Below are 19,426 nucleotides of genomic sequence, written 5' to 3' on the forward strand. Positions count from 1 at the left end.
AGATACATTCCGCCACGGTTGCGAGGCTGCCCAAGGCGTCGGTTGGGTAGTCGTCGGCCTTGTCGTCATCGGTTGATTCCAGTAGCAACGTTCGAGCGCGGGCGACGGCCTCGCCTGGGGGCAGTGGGCGGGTTCGTTCCTCGAGGGCATCAAGTTCTTGAGTCGCTTGCTGATAAATGGCTGATTGTGAGATGTCGTGTTTACCGCCCACGTTGCACCCCACGAACCGCGTTCAAGGCGGTGGTTATGTCGTGTTGCGCTTGGCGCAAGGCATGATGATCCGCCACCTCCAGCGGGTGCCCGTCGGCCATGCGGTTCGCGCAGATGCGGACAATCAGCGCGGCGGTGTGCATGGCGTTTAATGCGGCCATCGCGTCATGCCCTTGGCGCTCGGCTGGGGAGCAGGCGTGACGATCACGGCGTAGGTGGGGCGGTATCAGTTGTACCCAATTCAAGCCCAAGGCGGCCAGAATATCGGCGGCTTCACTGCCCCCGAAGTCGTGCAGCAGAATCCGTCCGTCATCGGTCTGTTTAATGGATAGGCTGGCGGTGCGCTCGTTGCGGGTCGGGCTTTTGGCTGTCCACTTACCTGGGCCGGTTTTGCGCACACCATCTAGGCGGCTTAAGAGGTCATCAATACTCACATAATCGTGATCATTCATGCTTGCCACCTTTCCGCTTTGCTGCGACGTAGAACCCCATCAGGGCGGCTTGTTCCTTGTTGTTCGGCTGGCGGCGTTTTGGGTTTTTGGGCTTATAATCAGCGCGTTGGTTTCGCTGAATGGCCTCGTACTGGTTGCGGGGCTTTCGCATTATTTCACCCCCGCAATCTTCGCGGCGTGACCGGCTTTAATGCCGTCCATGAATTCGCGCCGATCAAACAGAATCTTTCTGCCGAAACGGTAAACGCCTGGCAGGTTATGGCCTTTCGTGAACAGCAGGTGACGAACACCGCCGATGGTCAGTGCTGGCTCCTGCTCCACCAACTGTTCCAGTGTGGATAGCGTCGGCTGTTGTGGTGCGGGTGTGTGGGTGGTTTCGGTGGTGTTTTGGCGAATCATCAAAAAGCCCTCATTCAATCGGTTGATTGCCGCGAATTGCGGCGGTGATTGAATCGTAAGGGCTTGATTAGATTATTTAAATTTGGCCACATTGTGGCTTGATTAGGTTACTCAGCAACCTAACTTTTTTTTACGGCTCCCGTTTAGCCAGCTTTTTACCTTTGAATGCGTTAATAACTCTGGTCTTTTCTGTCCATTCGGGAAATATTCGCGCAGATAATCAATGCACTTTGCTTGGGTCAATTCTGGATGCTGGCAGTAATAGTCGATTGCCTCGGCTTTTAACTTTCGGCTGTGTTCGTGTTGACTATCAAGCATGTTTTTAGATCGTTCTGACTTGTAGGTTTTAACAGCAGTGTGGGCACTTAGCCTTCCCTGTGAATCAACGAGCGCGTCATGAATTATGTCATTCAATTCTGAGATTTCTTTATGCTTTTGAACGCGTGATTTCAGCTCATCAACTGCATCCTTTGTGTAATCTAGCACCTGCTTGATCTGTCCAAAGTCGTAGGCAAATTTTTCTAATCGCGCAAATGATTTCAGGTTTTCATAGGTACGTTCTGCCAGCATTTTGATTAACTCATCAGTCGTTAAATTCAATGCCCTAAGCCTTTGGCATTCGTCCTCAATGAAAGAATCTGGAACATAAAAGAATGTTTCTTCGTGCCACCATTCGCTTTCATCACTGTTTGGGGTAAATTCGTCATCAGCCATTGCAAAGCCTCCCTTTGCGTTGTGGTTAGAAACCCGCCAGCGTTCCCCCGTTGGTGGGTTTTTTTATCGGGTGGCGGCTTTGCTGATTGTTTCCGCTGCCCACTGGTTGAGGCTTTTCCCTGAGGCTTGCGCGGCGACTAGGGCGGCGTGGTGTACCTCTTGCGGGATGCGTAGCATGAGTTTGCCGCTGGCGGGTTTGTTGGGTGCTTGCCCCAGCTTGGCACAGGCTTCCAGATAGTCATCAACGGCTTCATGGAATGCGTGTTCCACTTCGGTGACGGCTTCACCATGAAAGCTCACGATGTCACGAATGCCCAAGATGCGGCCAACAATCAATTTATCTTCATCGTCATAATCAAGGCGGGCGGTGTAGCCTTTGTAGGTCATGGTGTTCATGGTTTGACTCCCAATGTTTGCAGATAGTCACGAACGGCACGCACGCGGTAGCGCAGGGATTCCTTGTCCGGGTGGGGGCGGTGAAAGTGGGCGCGGATGCTGTCTTTCTCAAAGGTGACGGACGAGCCAGAACCCTCGATGACCTTGCACCCCAGCGCGCGCAACAAGGCCTCAATGCGTGCCCACTCCATTGCGCCATTCACCGGGTCGGTGAAAATGGCTTCCAGCGTTTTGCGGTGTTTGCTGTTCATGGATTAATGATAGCAGATAGCGCAATCACTTTTTTACCTTCCCCAAGACGGTATCCTGCATCTTGGCGACAAGGCCGGATGAATGTTCGGGGCTTATGTGGGCATAGCGCATCAGGCTTTTGAGGTCGCGGTGTCCGGTCAGCTTGGCAAGCTCGATATGGGATGCGCCGGTTTTCAGCATCATGGACGCGAATGTATGGCGCAGGTCATGCCAGCGGAACCCCTCGATTCCGGCGCGGCGTAGTGCAGTTTCCCACGGTCGGCGCAGGTCTAGCGGCTGGTAACTGTTATGCCTGCCCTGGAACACCAGGCGGCTACCGTCGAACGTGCGGCGTTTCGCGCTCCATGCTTTGAGCGCATCAAAGGCCATGCCCTCGATCGGCGCAAGGTGCGGGTGCCCGTTCTTGGTGACGGTGACGAGGGCATGACGCGGCGGGATGGTGAACGTTCGGCCTGAATCATCGGTGTAACGGGTCGGCAAATCCCCGAGATTGATACGCGGCCATTCAAGCCCCATGACATCGGCTTGGCGCATGCCGGTGAACAATGCCAGTCGAACGGCAATCCCAAGCTCTGCACTCTCGGACTGGTCGCAGGCATCCAGCAAACGCACTAATTCATCATCGGTCAGATACCGTTCGCGGGCGTCGTTGATTTTGGGCTTCACGACTTTGCGCATGGGGTTCTCTGCAATGATTCGCTTGTTCACTGCCCACTTGAGTACGCCACCAAGGGCGGATATGTCACGCTTGAGCGTGGACGGGCTGATCTGGCCCATGTCCTTGCCTGCCGCGCTGATTCGGCGGCGCGTGGCGACTTGCTCCATAGCAATCTCGATTGCTTCGGCGTCAATGTCCATGAGGCGCATGTGCCCGAGATGTTTTGCCCATTGCGCAAGGTTGTAGGGCATGACTTCTTGCGTTGTTTTTGACATAGACAGCAAGCCATCAGGCGCGGTGCTGAATTTATCGACGAGTTCCTTAAAGGTGATTTTGGCCGTTGGCCTGTCGGGTGAGTATTCGCCTCGATCAATGGCACCCTCGATCTGTTGCGCCCACTTGGTCGCGTCGGTCTTGCGCTTGAATGTCTTGGTGACGGGCTTGTGACCCTTGCGGCGAATCACAACCATCCATGTGTCGTTTGGTGTCTGTACAATGCTTGCCATGTGTAACCCCTCTCGGTTGCGCATCATGGGGGCGGATGTTGGTAGCATCGCGCCCCTTTTTCTTTGGTCAACTCCTCACAAACGCGGTGCCGTGTTGTGGTGTGTTGTTAAAGCAAGTGTATAGTTTTTTGTATAGTGTGTAATCTTTAATGCGTTAAAACAATGCCATTAATGGACTGATCACTACGTTCGGGACGTAGGGGTCGTAGGTTCGAATCCTATCATTCCGACCAAATCACAAACCAACATGCTATATCCTGCCATTCGTGCAGAGATTTCTTGGTGGATACTTCTCGGCCCCAGATTGCGGTTAAAAAGCAACGAACTGTAGCAAGTGGTTCAAAGGGGCGGTGGGTGGCGCGAGTTGTTGGGTGAATGCCCTTTCGGGTTGCCATCGCTTTGCTGCTGTGCTTTAGTAAAAAGGCACGTGAGTCGCTATCTTGCACGATGAAGCGGCTCAAACCGCACCATGCGCGTTGTCCCACCGAGGAAATTTATGTCGTCCACCTGGGCTCAAAACGTACAGGAAGCCACGGCGCTCCGGCATCGGTTACACCGGTCACCGGAGCTGAGCTGGCAGGAACACGGCACGGCGCAAATCATCCGATCGGAACTCAAGTCACTCGATATTCCCTGGCGCGCCTGTGCTAATACGGGCACGGTGGCTACGCTGGCACCGAATGCGACCGGCCGGCATATCGCGTTGCGCGGTGATATCGATGCGCTGCCGATTGCCGAGCAAACCGCCGTTGATTGGATTTCCCAAACGCCCGGTGTGATGCACGCCTGTGGGCACGACGGCCATACCGCCACCCTGATGGCCGTCGCGCGCTGGCTCAAAACCAACGAATCGGCGCTGGCAGGGCCGGTGAGCCTGTTGTTTCAACCCGCCGAGGAAGGCGGCCACGGCGCACGGGTGATGATCGAGGACGGTGCGCTCGATGGGGTGGACTGGATTTTCGGCTGGCACAACTGGCCCGCCATCCCCTTCGGGCAGGCCGTGTGCCCGGACGGCCCCGTCATGGCGGCCAACGGCATATTCGAGATTGAACTGACCGGACGGGGCGGTCATGCCAGCCAACCGGAGTTGTGCCGCGATCCGGTCTTGGCCGCGGCGGCAGTCACCCTGAATTTGCAGCAAATCGTCGCACGCAGGCTGGCACCGCAATCTGCCGCGGTGGTCAGCGTGACCTCGATCGATGCGCCCAGCGGCATCACCGTGATCCCCCAAACCGCCCGACTCGCGGGCAGTATCCGCGTCGGCGATACCGCGGTGCGTGCCGAGATCGGCGGGATGATCGGGGAGATTGCCCAAGCCACCGCACAAACCTACGGTGTTCAGGCGAACGTGACGGTCACGCCACGCTATCAGGCCACCGTCAATCATGCGGCACCCGCCGCGCACTATCGTGGCACGCTCGAACAGGTACTTGGCCCACATTGGTGCGATCACCGCCTGCCGATCCCGATCATGGCCTCAGAAGACTTCAGCTACTACCTCGAACAGATCCCGGGCGCCTTCGCGCTCATCGGCGCGGACGATGGTGAAGGTCATCACCTCCCCTGCCACAGCCCGCAGTACGACTTCAACGACCGCTTGATCGATCCGGTTGGCCGTGTTCTTGCTTCACTAGTAGGTGTGCCGCCCGAATGCGGGCCACAAGGGAACGACTGCGACCATTGAGTGTCGCACTTTATTGTAACCGCGCGATCTGTGCGCGATTACGGCTGATCCGCGGCCAGTCATTGGCTGCGCAGGAATCATCAGGGTAACCTGAAATTCAACCGCTATCGGTGTGGTCCCCGCCACCCAAGACTTAATGGATCACCAGGGGAACACACCACGCCCATCGTCGATGGGCCTGCTCGTGGTGCATCCGGAATCTCCCCGTATGCACCGACATTCACCCCTGTCCAGGAGAGTCACATGCAAATTTTTGAGGAATGGGAATCCGAAATCCGCGCCTACTGCCGGGCGACGCCCACCGTATTCAAAACCGCCAGCAATGCCCGTCAGACAGACGAATCAGGTAAAAGCTACCTTGATTTTTTCGCCGGTGCCGGCGTGCTCAACTTCGGTCACAACAACCCCAAGATGAAAGAAGCGCTGATCGAGTACATCCAGAACGACGGTGTTGCCCACAGTCTGGATATGTACACCACGGCCAAGCGCGCGTTCATCAAAAAATTCGTGGATACCATCCTCAAGCCCAGAAAGATGGACTACCGCCTGCAATTTGTGGGGCCGACCGGGACCAACGCCGTGGAAGCCGCGCTCAAGCTGGCCAGACGCGTCACAGGGCGGGAAAATGTAGTCGCCTTCCATCACGCGTTTCATGGCATGACGCTCGGTTCGCTGGCCGCCACGAGCAACGCCCATTTCCGTAATGCCGCGGGCGTGCCGCTCAACAACATCACGCACATGGCCTTTGGCTGCGATACGCCTTGCCCCGGCTGCAAACTGGGTTGCGGCATGAGTTCACTCGAACGCATGCGTGATATCTATACCGACCCCGCCTCGGGTGTGCCCAAACCCGCCGCATTTCTGGTCGAAACCATCCAGGCCGAAGGCGGTGTGCGTATCGCAAGCCAAGAATGGCTGCTCGGAGTGCAGCAATTGGCTCGGGAATTGGGCGCGCTGTTCATCGTCGACGACATCCAGGTCGGCTGCGGACGCACCGGCCCGTATTTCAGTTTCGAGTCGTTCGGGCTGGACCCGGACATCATCACGCTGGCCAAAGGCATTGGTGGCTTCGGCACGCCGATGGCCATGAATCTCAACAAGCCGGAACACGACAAGCACTGGGCGCCGGGAGAGCACACCGGCACCTTCCGCGGCCAGGACTTGTCCTTCGTCGCGGGGACGGTCGCACTCGGTTATTTCGACGATCCGGCCTTCATGGCCGATACCGAACGCAAAGGGAAAATCATGGCCGACGTACTGAACGACATTGCCAACACGCACCCCGATTGCGCGGTGCGTGGTCGCGGCATGATACAGGCCATCGAGTTCAAAACGGGCGATCTGTCGAAAGCCATCGCCGCTGCCTGCTTCGAACGGGGGTTGCTGGCCGCCGTCTGCGGTTCTCGCGGGCAGGTCATCAAGCTCATCCCACCGCTGACCATTCCCGACGACGATCTACACGAAGGCCTGGCGCTGTTTGCCGAGGCCGTCGCCAGCCAGATGGCCGAACAAATGGAGACCGCATCATGAGACAACGCGACGATATGACTTTTCCGATGGAGGAATATGCCCGTCGGCTGAAGGAACTCCGTACCCGGATGCAGGAACGATTGCTCGATGCTGTCGTCATCACCGATCCGGAAAACCTGATGTATCTCACCGATTATCAGACCACCGGCTATTCGTTCTTTCAGGCACTGGTCGTCCCGCAGGACGATGAGCCCTTCATGATTACCCGGAACATGGAAGAATCGAATGTGCATGCCCGCACCTGGGTTGAGTTGACCCGCCCCTACCCAGACGGCGGCGATGCCATCCAGATGCTGGTTTCCAGCCTCAAGGAATTCGGCCTGTCGCACAAGACGCTGGGTTATGAGCGCAACAGTTATTTCTTCCCCGCCTACCAGCAGGATTCGCTGCGCACGAGCCTGACCGATGCCCGGTTGCAGGACTGCTTCGGCATTGTCGAATGCGGGCGGCGAACCAAATCCAGCTTTGAAATCGACATTATGCGCAAGGCGGCCATCGCGACCGAGGCGGGCATGAAGGCCGGCCTGGCAGCCTGCCGCGCCGGTGTCACCGAAAACGAAATTGCCGCGGAAATTTCGGCGGCCATGTTCCGTGCCGGTGGTGAAGCGCCTGCGGTCATGCCTTATGTTACCTCAGGGCCACGTACCATGATCGGCCATGCCACCTGGGAAGGCCGGGTGGTACAACCCGGCGAGCATGTGTTTCTGGAAGTTGGTGGCTGCTATCGCCGCTATCACACCGCCATGATGCGCACCGCCGTACTGGGTGAACCATCCCAATACATGATGGAAGCACAGGAACGCATGAAAATGGCGTTAGAACAGGTCAAGGCCCTGATTCGCCCCGGCGTGACGGTTTCGGATGCGGACAACCTCGTGCGCAGCATCATGACCATTGACGACAAGCATGGCAAACTGATTACCCGTTCGGGCTATTCCATCGGCATCGCCTTCCCGCCAAGCTGGGACGAGGGTTACATCCTGAGCCTCATGCACGGCGACAAGACCGTACTGCGCGAAGGCATGACCTTCCACATCATCCCCTGGGCCTGGGGCGTGGACGGCGACAAGACTTGCGGCATCTCTGACACCATCTACATCACCAAGGATGGTTGCGAATCATTCTTCACGCTGGATCAGGACTTTGTGATCAAACCGGAGGAAGGCAAGAAAGCGCTGCCGCCATCGCCGCCACTTGAAATCATGGTGCCGCAGAACGTCACCCCCATCGCCAGCAAAGAAGGCAAGGTCAAAGACAAGAAGAGCCGCTCGACCGGCAAAAAGGAGCGTGAAGCCGTATGAGTTTTCAAGTGATTAACCCGACCACCGGACAACCGCTGCATTCATTCCCGTTCTTGAACGCCACCGAGCGTGATGCTGTCATATCCGCCTCAGCTGCGGCGTACACACACTGGCGCAAAACCAGCATGGAAACGCGTGCCGAATTGCTGCGCCGCGTCGCCCAGATCATGCGGGCAGAAGTCGAATCGCTGGCCCTGCCCATGGTCGAGGAAATGGGCAAACCGATCCGCGAAGCCCGTGGTGAAGTCATCAAATCGGCCTGGTGCGCCGAGCATTACGCCAGCCACGCCGAAGGCTATCTGGCGCCCGAGATGGTGCCTTCAGACGCGCTGATCAGCTATGTGCAGTACCTGCCGATCGGGCCCGTGCTGGGCATCTTGCCGTGGAATGCGCCGTTCTGGCTGGCCTTCCGGTTTGCCGCGCCCGCGTTGATGGCGGGCAATACCTGCCTGATGAAGCACGATGGCCATGTGCCGGCCTGCGCCGCGGCCATCGCGGATGTCTTCACGCGTGCCGGTGCGCCCGACGGTGTGTTTCAGAACCTGCCGCTTGATACGCCGGACATCGCTGCCGCAATCAACGATGAACGGGTGCGTGCCGTTTCGTTTACCGGTTCGGATCGGGCCGGCTCCATCGTCGCGGCCACCGCCGCCGCAGAGATCAAACCGGCGGTGCTCGAACTCGGCGGCTCCGACCCGGTGATCGTATTGGCCGATGCCGACCTCGACAAGGCCGCCGACACCATCGTGCTCTCGCGCATCATCAACGCGGGGCAATCGTGCATTGCCGCCAAGCGGATCATCATCGAGCAGTCCATTTACGAATCGTTTCTGGATAAACTCAAAACCCGCTTCGAACGCTTGAAACTCGGCGATCCGCATCTGGAAACCACCGATGTCGGCCCCATTGCCCGCGCCGATTTGCGGGACAATCTGCATCGTCAAGTCACGGCATCCATCGAAGCCGGTGCGCGTTGTTTATTGGGCGGCCAGATGCCCGAAGGCATGGGTTTCTTTTACCCCGTCACCCTGCTGGCCGATGTAGGCCCGGATATGGTGGTCAGTTGCGAAGAAACCTTCGGCCCGGTCGCGGTCGCCATGGCCGCAAAAGATGCCGATGAAGCGCTGCGCATCGCCAACGACACACCCTATGGCCTGGGCGCCGCCATCTGGACGGCCAACACGGCGGCGGCAATTGCCATGGCAGCCGACATCGAATCGGGACAAGTCGCGATCAACGGTATCGTCAAAACCGATCCACGGCTGCCGAGCGGCGGCACCAAGCGCTCCGGCTATGGCCGTGAACTCGGTGCACAAGGCATCAAGATGTTCGTCAATGCACAACAAGTCTGGGTGGGACGGAGTTAGGCGGTATCATTAGCGTCTGATGATCAAACCAGTAATACCACCACGGCATGTCTCCGATAGCGACGGTTTTGCCAATGATGCATCGGGCAGGGAAGCCCATGGAGAAGCACTGCGTCATGTGATCCACCGATCCCAAGACGAGTTGGTAATTTGTTTAGATGGGAAATGGGTTCTACCCCGATGAATGGGCCAACGTTGAGTTGAAACACCTCATGCAAGGATCCACGCTAAAACAGCAGACTATGGATGAGCTAAAAGCAGCCCATCCCGCCCTGTTCGTCCTGTTTGGCGGCATCCATTGTGGCGTCTGTCAGGTCATCAAACCAAAATTAGAAACGTTGCTCTCAAAAAACTTCCCCGACATTGCCTTTGTCTATTTCGACTGCGAACAACATCCGGATATCTGTGGACAATCCAGGGTGTTCAGCCTGCCAACCATAAGGTTTTTTCTGGAGGGGCAATTGTCCCTAGAGAAAAGTCGCGTCTTCAGCCTGAAAGAACTGGCTCAAGACATCGATCGCCTTTACCGGCTATGGCACCAATAACAAATCCGCGACACCCTCTCTCTCATGCAGACCCAACCGAGACCTTCAAAAAAGTGGCAAACAACATTTCCACCGCACGCTGATCAATGATAATTCAGCATTATTTGCCCAAGGCTGCGATAATCGCGCGCAATACCCGAACCGTGCGCGGCACGGTTCATTTCGAATGTGTTTGGTGAGCCATGAAACCTGTGATTGCTTTAGTTGGGCGGCCGAATGTCGGCAAGTCCACCCTGTTCAACCAGATGACGCGTTCGCGCGCGGCACTGGTGGCCGATTACGCCGGGCTGACGCGGGATCGTCAGTACGGCTCTGCCGAACACGAGGGACGCGACTTCATCGTCATCGATACCGGCGGGCTGACCGGCGAGCGCGGCGGCATCGAGGCCCTGATGCAGGATCAGGCCTGGGCGGCGATTGAAGAAGCCGACTGCGTGGTGTTTCTGGTGGATGCACGCGCGGGCCTGACGGTTGCCGATCAGGAAATTGCCGAGAAATTGCGCCGTTCGAGCAAGCCGATCCAGCTTGTGATCAACAAGGTCGATGGTGTCGATGAGTCATTGGTGCAGAGCGAATTTGCGCGCATGGGCCTGGGCGAGCCGGTATTCACCACCGCTTCGCATGGCCGCGGGATCAGCACATTGTGGGATGCCGTACTGATGAAGCTGGCCGATCAATTGGCCATGATGGACGAAGAGCCGCAATACGACGAGCAATCCATCCGCGTCGCACTGATCGGCCGACCGAATGTCGGCAAATCCACGCTCACCAACCGTCTGTTGGGTGAAGATCGCGTGCTGGCGTTTGATCAGCCAGGCACCACCCGCGACAGCATCTACATTCCTTTTGAACAGAACGGCAAGTCGTACACACTGATCGACACCGCGGGCGTGCGCCGTCGTGCACGCGTCAACGAGATGATCGAGAAGTTCAGCATCGTCAAAACCCTGCAAGCGATTGAAGCCGCCAACGTCGTGATTCTGGTCTGTGATGCCCACGAAGGCATCAGCGAACAGGATCAGCATCTGCTCGGCTTTATCCATGATCGGGGCCGCGCATTGGTCATCGCCATCAACAAATGGGACAACCTGACCGACTACGCGCGCGCCGAGGTCAAACGGCAAATCGACCTCAGACTCGACTTCATCAACTACGCCGAGATGCACTTCATCTCCGCCTTGCACGGCACCGGCGTGGGGCATTTGTTCGAAAGCGTGGACAAGGCTTACTTAGCCGCCATGCGCGACATCAGCACCAATGTGCTCACCCGCTCGCTGGAAGCCGCCGTGTTCGCGCATCAACCGCCGTTGATTCATGGACGCCGCATCAAGCTGCGTTATGCACATCAAGGGGGCAGCAACCCGCCGATCATCGTCATCCACGGCAAGCAGACCGACCGCCTGCCAGGCAATTACTCGCGTTACCTCGAGGGCTGGTTCCGCAAGGAATTCCAGCTCATGGGCACCCCGATCCGGCTGGAATTCCGCACCGACAGCAATCCTTTCGAAGGCAAATACGATATCCGCACGCCACTGCAACGCTTCAAGGCCAAGAAGGAAGAACGCCAGATCGCGGGTATGAAACGTAAATCTGCTGCCAATGCCGAACGGCGCGCACGCGACGAGGCTGCATCGGGCAACACGCCGCCCGCGACATCGGTTAAAGCGGGGAAACCGGCGGCCAAAGCCACAGCCACCAAAACCTCAGCCAGAAACTCGGCCAAAGGCGCAGCAAAAAATACAGCCCGCCCGGCAGCCAAAGCCGCCGCACCCAAAACCGTAGCCAAGGCAAATAGCCGTAAAAGCGCCCTGTCGGCCCGACCGGCGGCCAAACCAGGTGCAGGGCGAAAACCAACCGGCGGAAGAGGCGGGCGGTGAAGAAATTAAATTAGGTAAATGCTGATTTATTCCATCCTTGGAATAAATCAGCTCGCTCATCGCGGTACACGCCCGCGATGGCTCTAACGAATCAAAGACTTACGTCTTTGTTCGTGTTGGGGTATCCTGCCCCAAACGGGAAGCACTGAATAAATCAGCGCTTCCCTAGTGCTTGATTGGGGTTGTGTTAGGCTGAGCAAGGGCATCTTGCCTGGATCGATGATCCTGAGGTGTCGAGAGTTCGGATTAGTATGTTTTCTAAATAGAAGGAAATTGAAATGGACGCTATCAGAATCGCAGCAATTGCATTGATTATTGCCGGAAGCCTCGGATTGGCCTATGGCAGTTTCAGCTTTACCAAGGACACCCACGAAGCCAAAGTTGGGCCTATTGAGTTGTCGATCAAGGACAAGCAAACCGTCAATGTCCCCGTTTGGGTGGGTATTGGAGCGATTGTCCTTGGCGGCGTGCTCTTGTTAGTGGGGAGTAAAAGGGCCTGAATCCCCCGGGATCGAAAGGCAGGGCGGCGGGCGCCAGAAATCAAATTCGATGCACGCTACCCCAGGTGAGAATGGAAACACTGAAGTGAAATGACCGGATTGAATTACCTACTCGCCCGGGATGTGACAGATATCAGCCGAACACAACCACACGATTACACTCTAAAACCCCAACCAGAACGGTCGACCCAACAACTTGGCGTGGTTCTTGATTGTTATTCAAGTGCGATTGACGCGCTTTATCAAACCTACCTACCGGAGTAACGACCATGATGACCAAAGAAACCCTGACCGCCCTGATTCTCGAAAAGAAGGCCGCCCTGTCCCTGACCTGGGAAGCCATCGCAGCCGGCATTGGTCTGTCGCCCGTGTTTGCCGTTTCGGCTTGTCTCGGCATGAACAGCTTAAAAGAAGAACCCGCACAGAAACTGGTGACATTGCTGGATTTGCCTGCCGAAGCCAAGGTCGCCGTTATGGACTGCCCCACCAAGGTTTGGGACAAAGCCATACCCACCGACCCCTTGATCTACCGCTTTTATGAAGTGATCGGCGTGTACGGCCCGACCATCAAATCGCTGATCCACGAAAAATTCGGTGACGGCATCATGAGCGCCATTGATTTTTCCATGCACATCGACAAGGAAGAAAACCCGGCGGGCGACCGCGTCGTCGTCACCATGAACGGCAAATTCCTGCCCTACAAATCCTGGTGAGCAAAACCGTTCTCACGCGTACAGGCCGGTACGCCCATCGGCCTCTCCGTTCGCTTGGCTTTGAGTCCGCTCCCATTGATTGCGCAGAGAAAGGAAGACTTTCAGGATAGTTAAATTCGTATCCAGAAACGATCACGCATGTGTGCCGGGTTTGTCTGTGTCGGCAAGTGCAATCTTCGCCCGGATCGGTCGGTGATCGGAGGCGACACGCACCAGGGGATGATCGATGGCTTCCTGGCGAATGAACTCACTCGCGCCGGCCAGCCAAATGGCGTCCAGCGCCATGAACGGACGGTGAGCCGGAAAGCTGGCCGGTGTGTTCAAGCGGCGGAATGATTGATGCAGCACACCGAGAGTACTGCGGCCGGGCCACCATTCATTGAAATCGCCGATCAGGAGACGATTGGTCGGGTAATCGCCAGCGCGATGGGCGTGGGCATGGATGCGTTCGACCTGGTACCTGCGCTCCCATCTTTTCAACCCCAGATGCGCCACCCAGATGGCCAAACGTTGGGACTGATGCGTCACCTCGGCACACAGCAATTGACGGCGCTCGCGGCCGGGCACGGAAATGTCGAGGCTGGGGTGTTCGATCAGCGGCAGGCGGCTGAGCAGCATGTTGCCAAAATAGCTGCCGGGCAGCGGGCCGGCACGCGTGGTCACAAAGTGAGTCGCATAGCCTGCGGCCTGCGCCCACCGGATCAGCAGATCGTCGTGCAGATCGGTCAGCACGACTTCCTGCAGACCGATCAGGTCGGCATCGATTAGTTCGATGACGCGCCAGATACGCGCCAGATCAAGGCGACGATCCCGACCGATCCCCGCGTGGATATTCCAGGTGGCGACCGTGAGCATCACGAACCGGAGGCTTGGTTACGCTGCGCGAGCAGGTAGGAGAGCCCCCAGCCGATCGCGACAAACACACCCGCCATTAACAGCAAAAGCCCCGTGGTGGCCAGGCTGGGGTGTCGGATCGTTTCAAGAAGCTGATGGGAAAAGAAGGTCAGCGCAAAGGTGCCCGGAAACAAGCCCGCCAGACTGCCGATGAGAAAGTCCCGGAATTTCAGTCGCGAGGCACCGGCGACCAGATTGATCAGCGCAAACGGTGCGATGGGCAGCAGGCGCAGGGAGAAGACGGTGAGAATCCCTTTGCGGGCAAGGCGTCGGCTGATGCGATCGAGTTTCGAGCCCGCCAGTCGGCGCATGGTCCCGGCCCCCAGCAACTGACCGATGACAAAGCCCAGCACGGCCGCCAGCACGGCCCCGATAAAGGCAATACCAAACCCCGTCCAGGCACCGAAAATCAACCCCGTGGCGATCACCAGCGGCGTGATTGGCACACCCGCGACCGATGCAACCACAAACAGGCCAAAGGCGGCCACAGGCCCCCAGCTTTCGGTGCGAAACGTGTAAAGATGCGCCAGAAGCGCGCGCGGCTCCAGAAATTGTTGCAACGGTGTGAACCGCCAGATCAGCGCGAGCACCAGCATACCGGCGATGAGCACGGCCATGCCGAGTGCTCGCCTGCCCAACGGGCGGCGGTATTCGGACTCGATAAACAAATCGATCAGCTCGTCCGGCGGCAGCGGCCGTTCGGGATCGATGACCGCGGCATCGGGCACCTGCCGCTCCAGGGACTCATCCAGCGTGATCACCAGGGGTTCGAGCCAGCGATCAGCCTCCTGCGGCCGGTTGAGGGCATCGATGGTCTGAATCAGCGAACCGGTGCGTTGTTCAGCCTGTACGACAACCTCAATCGACGTGCCCAGATGTTCCGCCAGAAGACGTCGTCGAACGGTGTCGATCGCGGCCCGACTCGCCGGGTCCGTGCCGAGCAGTGAGAGGTTAAGTTCGCTGTCGAGGCCCATCGAACGGTTGGAGATATTGGCCGAGCCGACGTTGAGGTGACGGTCGTCGGCAATCAGCAGCTTGCTGTGCAGGCTGAGCATCTGCGGCGCCAACTCACGAATCTCGGGATAGTAAATTCGCAGCCGGTCATGCCTGTCGGCGGCCTGTAACCGGCGGATGAGTCGTGCCCGCAGGACATCCATCGTGACCCGTTCGAGCCAGCCATCTTTCGCGCGCGGCAGCACCAGCACAATCTCGGGGCCCTCCGCCGGGGTCAGCCGATCAATTAAGGCCTGACCGATGACGTGGCTGGTGAAATACTGATTTTCGATATAGATGAACCGACGAGCCGAGGCGATCAGGGCCAGCAAGGCGGCCTCCACCTCTCGAGCTTCCTCCTGTTCTTCGTAGGCCGGCAGCGTTCGTGCAATGCCGATCAGCGCCTGGGTGACCAGCACGGGCAAATCCTTCGGCCAGGGCGTGGGCACATCCGGATCGATCGACACCGGTGCCACCTTTTCGCCTGTCGCCAGTGCCCAGCGGTTGCGCGCGAGGGTGGCGACATGCGCCGCCGGTGCGCCACTGACGGCCAGTGCCAGATCATGGAAGGGCGGGTAGGCATCGCCACCCGGATCGTGTCGGCGGGGATCGCCCGGTGCATGCGCCGAACTGTCCCACCGCCATTTGGAGGGATCGAATCCACCGACCAAGGCGGTGCGATCATCAATGACAAGTGCCTTCTGGTGCTGCGAGGCGGCCAATGGATGATGATTATCGAAGGCCACGTGCAGCCGGGGATGCGCGCACCGGGGCAGGCTGAACAAGGGGCGCCACTCACGTTCGAGCGCGTAAATCATCGAGTAGTCCCAGGCCAGCAGATAGATATGCAGATCAGGGTTGCGGTTGAGTGCGTCGTGCAGCACATCGATCAGGCGACAAGGCGCGTGCGCATCGTCGCAGGGCCGGATCAGCGCCATGCGGCTATCGACATCCCAGCACAGAATCCATGCCTGATGACGAGCCTGCATAAGCAAGTCGGCAAAAGCCCGGTAGTAGTCTTCGCCGTCGATCAGGACGCCGACCTGCTCAGCCGTATCAAGCCGCCAGAACAGATCGATTCGTCGCTCGGTGGGTTCGTGTTCGGTCATGGGCAAAACTAATGAATCTGAAGATGAAATCAATCAAGGGGCAGCTCGAAAAGCCTTGCAAGATGCCCATTCGCCCCTTGGAAGGGGGCATTCTTATAAGAACGATACCAGATTTACGCTTTGCAGAAGTCTGAGCACGCAGACTGAGGTTCCCTCTCTGGCGCAGCTACTGTTCGAACTGTTGATCCGGCTGCTGGCTTAACTGAATCACAGGTTCCGAAGACCCAAGAGATTCCTTGGCGAAATTTGCTTGATCTTGACGCTCATTGCCCGAATCATGCCCTGCGAGTAAAGGCCTGTATTTGTGCAGACCTGCCTGAATTTGGATACGAAAAATATGAACAAGCAGCGAGTCCGTGTTGCAAAGGCCAAGTCCGAGGGACCCGGGCTTGATATCCCTTCATTTTGTGCCTGGGACGGGGACGACCTGGTTCTGAATATTCTTGGGTCGCCGGGATCAACGCGCGATGCCATCGGGAAGTCCAAGGGGAAACAGTTGAAGATCAGTGTGACAGCGGCCGCTGTGGCGGGCAAGGCAACTGACCACATGGTTAGATTCTTGGCTGGCGAGTTTGGCGTGCCAGTCACGCACATCACGGTGGTTTTTGGTCGCTATAACGTGAATAAGCAGCTGCGCATCAAAGATCCGGCAAGGTTGCCTTCAATAGTGGCGAAAGCGCTTGCAGTGGAATAAAGCGCTGTGGGCGCCAGCCTGAAGGCAAATATGGCGCGATCCGCATGCTATCTGATTGGGCTTATGCGGTGTGCAATGCACCGTTCAAGGGCACTGGTTTCGCCTTATAACCGCCCAGTAGTGTGAAAAGGCAGGTGGTGTGGATTTTGCTTGAAAACCTTCGCAGGGCGCGATTGCTATCGACCTCGGGACGACCCGACCCACTGCTTGTCTGGACGACCAGGTAACTCACTTATTTAAGGGAGATTTACATGGCGCTTACCCATTTCAGATCCATTCCTCTAATCGATATATCTGGGCTGTATGACGATAGCCTGGTCGAACGCCAGCGCGTTGCCGATGAGCTGGGCCGAGCCGCACGCGATGTCGGCTTCCTGCAGATTACCGGACACGGCATTTCCCGCTCGTTACGCGATGGATTGATTCGACAGGCGCGCAGATTTTTTGAGCGTCCGCTGCACGAGAAGATGCGCTTCTACATCGGCCAGTCGAGTAACCACAGTGGTTATGTGCCGGAAGGCGAGGAACAGTTCGCGCAGACCTTCCGTTATCTGCGCGAGCGGTTGGAGAATGGTTCGCTGCAACTGCCCGATGGCGCAGCAGGCTTGTCCAGTTTCGGTCATGGGCACCGTGCGGTGAAGGCATGAACCTGCTGGAATTGGTCGCAGATTATCCGACACGCGCGCAGACAGGCGTGCCGGACTGGATGCTCGGGCATTTTCGTCGACGTACCATCAGCTTTGCCGATGGCCGAAGTGATCAGCGCACCCAGGTACATTGGCTGCAAAGCCGCAACTTCACCATCGACCTGCGCCTGCCGGACACGCCTGTACTGCCAGTGCGTGCCTGGCAAGACTACACGGCCGCCGAGCTGCGCCAACTCGCCAACCATGAAGGCTGGTTGGCCGATAGCGTCTGGGAGGAAGGCATGCTCAGCTGGCGTGATGGCGTATCCCTGCAATTACACAACCGCTGGCCGGAGCCGGCGCGCCTGCAGCGTATCGGCAACTGCATGATTGAGTTCGGCACGACCGGGGCCTATGTCGAGGACTGGCGTTTGCAGGCCAGCGGCGGGCCTCTGGTCGGCCTGCGACTGGTGGATGAATGCGATGCGGCAACCGGTGAGGTTCTGCAACGCGGGGGCGGCCTGATCGTCTGTGGTGATCGGTTGGGCTGGGTTCACGGTCGGGGAACAGACATAGGCGTTTCGGCACTGCAACTGCGCGAGCGGGCCGAGCAGGCACAAGGTGATGCCGGGACCCTTGCCGAATTGTTCGATTTCGAGACCTCGCTGGCCTATGCCGATGAGCGGGGCCGCTATCGGGTGGTGCTGTCCACGGCACCGGCACGGGTGGGGCAGATGTTCTCGCTCGAGGGCTTCGAGCTCTTGGGGCCCGGCCGTGTGCGCCAGCACCTGCAACGCACGGATAATCGCACAGTCGTGCGAACCTTTATCATCGACACGCTGGAGCCGGATTGGCGGGCAGATCTCGCCACGCCGAGCAGCGCACAGGCGCAGATCTGGTTTGCCGCAGAGAACGAAACGCTGTCGCGTTATCTGGAGGTGTTGAGCTAGCGGCCTATCGGCCTATCGGCCTATCGGACTTCAGGAAGCGTCTGCATTTGTGCAGACATACCCAAGGCAATTTGCCGTCGATCTGTCACGCATCCATAAAGTTCGTGCCGGCCACGCAAAAACGGATCGCGTTCGTGGGCGCATGATGCCGAAATCATCGAGGGGCGCACAGTCAAGTAAAGCAGGCTGCATTTCAAGCGGCGCTGATCTGTTTTTCCGGATACGCGATCCGTTCAAAGCATGCGTTTTAAGGTGTCATCTCGCAGTAGGTAATGGTGAATCAAAGCGGCTGCCGCGTGTAGACCAACGAGAATGATCAGAACCCAGCCAACCGTATCATGAAGCGCTTCGAGCGTATGCGCCAATGTCTTGTTGCCACTGCCCGGAATCTCAACTGTAAACAGTCTGAAAAACGTGAAAGATTCAGCTTGCGCCCACCTGAGTGCAAAACCAGAACCTATTTGCAGCGTCAGTAAAAAATAAAAGGCAAGGTGCATTGATTTGGCGGCCCATTTACCGATTCCCGTGGCGGTTGAAGCCAGATGCCTGCCCCGAGTGGCCCGCCAGGCGATACGGATAATGATCACTATGGCCAACAAAATGCCAAGCGAAATATGCAGGTACTGGAGTTCTTTTCGCAGTGCTGTGCCATGTTCTAAAAGTCCCCAAACCAATGCCAAGCTGAAGAGGGTGATGACAAGCCCCGCTGTCAACCAGTGCAACACAACTGTCGGGCGGTCATATCGAGTCATGACGAGACCTGTGCCGGGCGGATCAATTTGCATAATTTAATTTCCATCAAGAAAGGCAACAGAGTTACTACCGGGCGGCTTGAAAGGGTACTCAAAGCGCCCTACCGTCTTTCGATTATAAAAAAGATGTTCTGCCTAATTATTTCACTGGTGTAACAAGATGTTGCAGAGAGTCAAATTCTTAAGGGCACTTCCGCACGAATGCGGAAGCGCCGACTCCTGCGGCAAGAGCGTGGCGCGATGATCGAAGGAGCGCTTGGCTTTGAGCGCATCTCAGGCACTTTCAAGCGGTTCAGAAAACATA

Annotated in this window: 22 protein-coding genes; 11 read left to right on the top strand and 11 right to left on the bottom strand. The window is 57.5% G+C overall.

The features are described 5' to 3' along the window. The 8 genes from PHD44_RS08585 to PHD44_RS08620 all read right to left on the bottom strand — a co-directional run. Window positions 1–211 (bottom strand): hypothetical protein (locus tag PHD44_RS08585; protein WP_300190422.1); only part of this gene is annotated, 211 nt, incomplete at its 3' end. Beyond that, window positions 201–662: a hypothetical protein gene (locus tag PHD44_RS08590; protein ID WP_300190424.1), complete on the bottom strand. Its 462-nt coding sequence runs from the start codon at window positions 660–662 to the stop codon at window positions 201–203. The genes PHD44_RS08585 and PHD44_RS08590, both read right to left, overlap by 11 nt. Beyond that, window positions 655–813 (bottom strand): hypothetical protein, encoded by a 159-nt coding sequence (locus tag PHD44_RS08595; protein ID WP_300190426.1) that lies wholly within the window; start codon window positions 811–813, stop codon window positions 655–657. The genes PHD44_RS08590 and PHD44_RS08595 overlap by 8 nt, the downstream gene beginning before the upstream one ends. Continuing rightward, on the bottom strand, window positions 813–1,061 hold the full coding sequence (locus PHD44_RS08600; RefSeq protein ID WP_300190428.1) for a hypothetical protein: 249 nt from the start codon (window positions 1,059–1,061) through the stop codon (window positions 813–815). The genes PHD44_RS08595 and PHD44_RS08600 overlap by 1 nt, the downstream gene beginning before the upstream one ends. A gap of 111 nt (window positions 1,062–1,172) precedes the next feature. After that, window positions 1,173–1,775 carry a hypothetical protein gene (locus tag PHD44_RS08605; protein ID WP_300190430.1) on the bottom strand — a complete coding sequence of 201 codons (603 nt, stop codon included), beginning with the start codon at window positions 1,773–1,775 and terminating at the stop codon, window positions 1,173–1,175. A gap of 63 nt (window positions 1,776–1,838) precedes the next feature. Beyond that, window positions 1,839–2,171 carry a type II toxin-antitoxin system HicB family antitoxin gene (locus PHD44_RS08610; protein WP_300190433.1) on the bottom strand — a complete coding sequence of 111 codons (333 nt, stop codon included), beginning with the start codon at window positions 2,169–2,171 and terminating at the stop codon, window positions 1,839–1,841. Then, window positions 2,168–2,422 carry a type II toxin-antitoxin system HicA family toxin gene (locus PHD44_RS08615; protein WP_300190435.1) on the bottom strand — a complete coding sequence of 85 codons (255 nt, stop codon included), beginning with the start codon at window positions 2,420–2,422 and terminating at the stop codon, window positions 2,168–2,170. The genes PHD44_RS08610 and PHD44_RS08615 overlap by 4 nt, the downstream gene beginning before the upstream one ends. A gap of 25 nt (window positions 2,423–2,447) precedes the next feature. Continuing rightward, window positions 2,448–3,587: a site-specific integrase gene (locus tag PHD44_RS08620; RefSeq protein WP_300190438.1), complete on the bottom strand. Its 1,140-nt coding sequence runs from the start codon at window positions 3,585–3,587 to the stop codon at window positions 2,448–2,450. 496 nt (window positions 3,588–4,083) lie between these two features. Between PHD44_RS08620 and doeB2 the strand changes: the two genes are divergently transcribed. The 8 genes from doeB2 to cynS all read left to right on the top strand — a co-directional run bounded on the left by doeB2 (window position 4,084) and on the right by cynS (window position 13,104). Beyond that, window positions 4,084–5,271, top strand: coding sequence for a N(2)-acetyl-L-2,4-diaminobutanoate deacetylase DoeB2 (gene doeB2, locus PHD44_RS08625; protein WP_300190440.1), 1,188 nt, complete (start codon window positions 4,084–4,086; stop codon window positions 5,269–5,271). 243 nt (window positions 5,272–5,514) lie between these two features. Beyond that, window positions 5,515–6,801, top strand: coding sequence for an aspartate aminotransferase family protein (locus PHD44_RS08630; RefSeq protein ID WP_300190442.1), 1,287 nt, complete (start codon window positions 5,515–5,517; stop codon window positions 6,799–6,801). Then, window positions 6,798–8,102: an ectoine hydrolase gene (gene doeA, locus PHD44_RS08635; RefSeq protein ID WP_300190445.1), complete on the top strand. Its 1,305-nt coding sequence runs from the start codon at window positions 6,798–6,800 to the stop codon at window positions 8,100–8,102. The genes PHD44_RS08630 and doeA overlap by 4 nt, the downstream gene beginning before the upstream one ends. Beyond that, complete coding sequence (locus tag PHD44_RS08640) at window positions 8,099–9,469, top strand: NAD-dependent succinate-semialdehyde dehydrogenase (protein ID WP_300190448.1); 1,371 nt, start codon at window positions 8,099–8,101, stop codon at window positions 9,467–9,469. The genes doeA and PHD44_RS08640 overlap by 4 nt, the downstream gene beginning before the upstream one ends. Window positions 9,470–9,627: 158 nt before the next feature. Next, complete coding sequence (locus PHD44_RS08645; RefSeq protein ID WP_300190451.1) at window positions 9,628–10,014, top strand: co-chaperone YbbN; 387 nt, start codon at window positions 9,628–9,630, stop codon at window positions 10,012–10,014. A 182-nt stretch (window positions 10,015–10,196) separates the two neighbouring features. After that, window positions 10,197–11,891: a ribosome biogenesis GTPase Der gene (der, locus tag PHD44_RS08650; protein ID WP_367182020.1), complete on the top strand. Its 1,695-nt coding sequence runs from the start codon at window positions 10,197–10,199 to the stop codon at window positions 11,889–11,891. 278 nt (window positions 11,892–12,169) lie between these two features. Further along, window positions 12,170–12,391: a hypothetical protein gene (locus tag PHD44_RS08655; RefSeq protein ID WP_298217519.1), complete on the top strand. Its 222-nt coding sequence runs from the start codon at window positions 12,170–12,172 to the stop codon at window positions 12,389–12,391. Window positions 12,392–12,660: 269 nt separating this feature from the next. Continuing rightward, entirely contained in the window at window positions 12,661–13,104 is a 444-nt protein-coding gene (cynS, locus tag PHD44_RS08660) for a cyanase (RefSeq protein WP_300190454.1), read from the top strand. A 132-nt stretch (window positions 13,105–13,236) separates the two neighbouring features. Here the strand turns inward: cynS and PHD44_RS08665 are convergent, their stop codons facing one another. Together PHD44_RS08665 and PHD44_RS08670 are read right to left on the bottom strand one after the other, a co-directional pair. Then, window positions 13,237–13,959 (bottom strand): endonuclease/exonuclease/phosphatase family protein, encoded by a 723-nt coding sequence (locus PHD44_RS08665; protein ID WP_300190455.1) that lies wholly within the window; start codon window positions 13,957–13,959, stop codon window positions 13,237–13,239. Further along, the gene (locus PHD44_RS08670; RefSeq protein WP_300190456.1) at window positions 13,959–16,100 is read right to left on the bottom strand and encodes a VTT domain-containing protein; all 2,142 of its coding nucleotides are present in this window, start codon (window positions 16,098–16,100) and stop codon (window positions 13,959–13,961) included. The genes PHD44_RS08665 and PHD44_RS08670 overlap by 1 nt, the downstream gene beginning before the upstream one ends. Window positions 16,101–16,437: 337 nt before the next feature. On the opposite strand from PHD44_RS08670, the gene PHD44_RS08675 reads away from it, so the two are divergent. From PHD44_RS08675 to PHD44_RS08685, 3 genes are all read left to right on the top strand, one after another. Continuing rightward, on the top strand, window positions 16,438–16,794 hold the full coding sequence (locus tag PHD44_RS08675) for a DUF167 family protein (protein ID WP_300190458.1): 357 nt from the start codon (window positions 16,438–16,440) through the stop codon (window positions 16,792–16,794). Window positions 16,795–17,045: 251 nt separating this feature from the next. Next, a complete protein-coding gene (locus tag PHD44_RS08680; protein WP_300190460.1) occupies window positions 17,046–17,441 on the top strand; it encodes a 2-oxoglutarate and iron-dependent oxygenase domain-containing protein in 396 nt (131 codons plus the stop codon). After that, window positions 17,438–18,370 (top strand): hypothetical protein, encoded by a 933-nt coding sequence (locus PHD44_RS08685; RefSeq protein WP_300190462.1) that lies wholly within the window; start codon window positions 17,438–17,440, stop codon window positions 18,368–18,370. The genes PHD44_RS08680 and PHD44_RS08685 overlap by 4 nt, the downstream gene beginning before the upstream one ends. A gap of 233 nt (window positions 18,371–18,603) precedes the next feature. Here the strand turns inward: PHD44_RS08685 and PHD44_RS08690 are convergent, their stop codons facing one another. Continuing rightward, a complete protein-coding gene (locus PHD44_RS08690) occupies window positions 18,604–19,155 on the bottom strand; it encodes a cytochrome b (protein ID WP_300190465.1) in 552 nt (183 codons plus the stop codon). Window positions 19,156–19,426 lie beyond the last annotated feature (271 nt).

It is taken from the genome of Halothiobacillus sp. (genome assembly GCF_028710545.1).
Classification (GTDB): domain Bacteria; phylum Pseudomonadota; class Gammaproteobacteria; order Halothiobacillales; family Halothiobacillaceae; genus Halothiobacillus.

What these genes read in the sequence shown, in the direction of transcription:
- PHD44_RS08590 (WP_300190424.1), bottom strand. Translation starts at nt 662, where the DNA reads ATGAATGATCACGATTATGTGAGTATTGATGACCTCTTAAGCCGCCTA.
- PHD44_RS08595 (WP_300190426.1), bottom strand. Translation starts at nt 813, where the DNA reads ATGCGAAAGCCCCGCAACCAGTACGAGGCCATTCAGCGAAACCAACGC.
- PHD44_RS08600 (WP_300190428.1), bottom strand. Translation starts at nt 1,061, where the DNA reads ATGATTCGCCAAAACACCACCGAAACCACCCACACACCCGCACCACAA.
- PHD44_RS08605 (WP_300190430.1), bottom strand. Translation starts at nt 1,775, where the DNA reads ATGGCTGATGACGAATTTACCCCAAACAGTGATGAAAGCGAATGGTGG.
- PHD44_RS08610 (WP_300190433.1), bottom strand. Translation starts at nt 2,171, where the DNA reads ATGAACACCATGACCTACAAAGGCTACACCGCCCGCCTTGATTATGAC.
- PHD44_RS08615 (WP_300190435.1), bottom strand. Translation starts at nt 2,422, where the DNA reads ATGAACAGCAAACACCGCAAAACGCTGGAAGCCATTTTCACCGACCCG.
- PHD44_RS08620 (WP_300190438.1), bottom strand. Translation starts at nt 3,587, where the DNA reads ATGGCAAGCATTGTACAGACACCAAACGACACATGGATGGTTGTGATT.
- doeB2 (WP_300190440.1), top strand. Translation starts at nt 4,084, where the DNA reads ATGTCGTCCACCTGGGCTCAAAACGTACAGGAAGCCACGGCGCTCCGG.
- PHD44_RS08630 (WP_300190442.1), top strand. Translation starts at nt 5,515, where the DNA reads ATGCAAATTTTTGAGGAATGGGAATCCGAAATCCGCGCCTACTGCCGG.
- doeA (WP_300190445.1), top strand. Translation starts at nt 6,798, where the DNA reads ATGAGACAACGCGACGATATGACTTTTCCGATGGAGGAATATGCCCGT.
- PHD44_RS08640 (WP_300190448.1), top strand. Translation starts at nt 8,099, where the DNA reads ATGAGTTTTCAAGTGATTAACCCGACCACCGGACAACCGCTGCATTCA.
- PHD44_RS08645 (WP_300190451.1), top strand. Translation starts at nt 9,628, where the DNA reads ATGGGAAATGGGTTCTACCCCGATGAATGGGCCAACGTTGAGTTGAAA.
- der (WP_367182020.1), top strand. Translation starts at nt 10,197, where the DNA reads ATGAAACCTGTGATTGCTTTAGTTGGGCGGCCGAATGTCGGCAAGTCC.
- PHD44_RS08655 (WP_298217519.1), top strand. Translation starts at nt 12,170, where the DNA reads ATGGACGCTATCAGAATCGCAGCAATTGCATTGATTATTGCCGGAAGC.
- cynS (WP_300190454.1), top strand. Translation starts at nt 12,661, where the DNA reads ATGATGACCAAAGAAACCCTGACCGCCCTGATTCTCGAAAAGAAGGCC.
- PHD44_RS08665 (WP_300190455.1), bottom strand. Translation starts at nt 13,959, where the DNA reads ATGCTCACGGTCGCCACCTGGAATATCCACGCGGGGATCGGTCGGGAT.
- PHD44_RS08670 (WP_300190456.1), bottom strand. Translation starts at nt 16,100, where the DNA reads ATGACCGAACACGAACCCACCGAGCGACGAATCGATCTGTTCTGGCGG.
- PHD44_RS08675 (WP_300190458.1), top strand. Translation starts at nt 16,438, where the DNA reads ATGAACAAGCAGCGAGTCCGTGTTGCAAAGGCCAAGTCCGAGGGACCC.
- PHD44_RS08680 (WP_300190460.1), top strand. Translation starts at nt 17,046, where the DNA reads ATGGCGCTTACCCATTTCAGATCCATTCCTCTAATCGATATATCTGGG.
- PHD44_RS08685 (WP_300190462.1), top strand. Translation starts at nt 17,438, where the DNA reads ATGAACCTGCTGGAATTGGTCGCAGATTATCCGACACGCGCGCAGACA.
- PHD44_RS08690 (WP_300190465.1), bottom strand. Translation starts at nt 19,155, where the DNA reads ATGCAAATTGATCCGCCCGGCACAGGTCTCGTCATGACTCGATATGAC.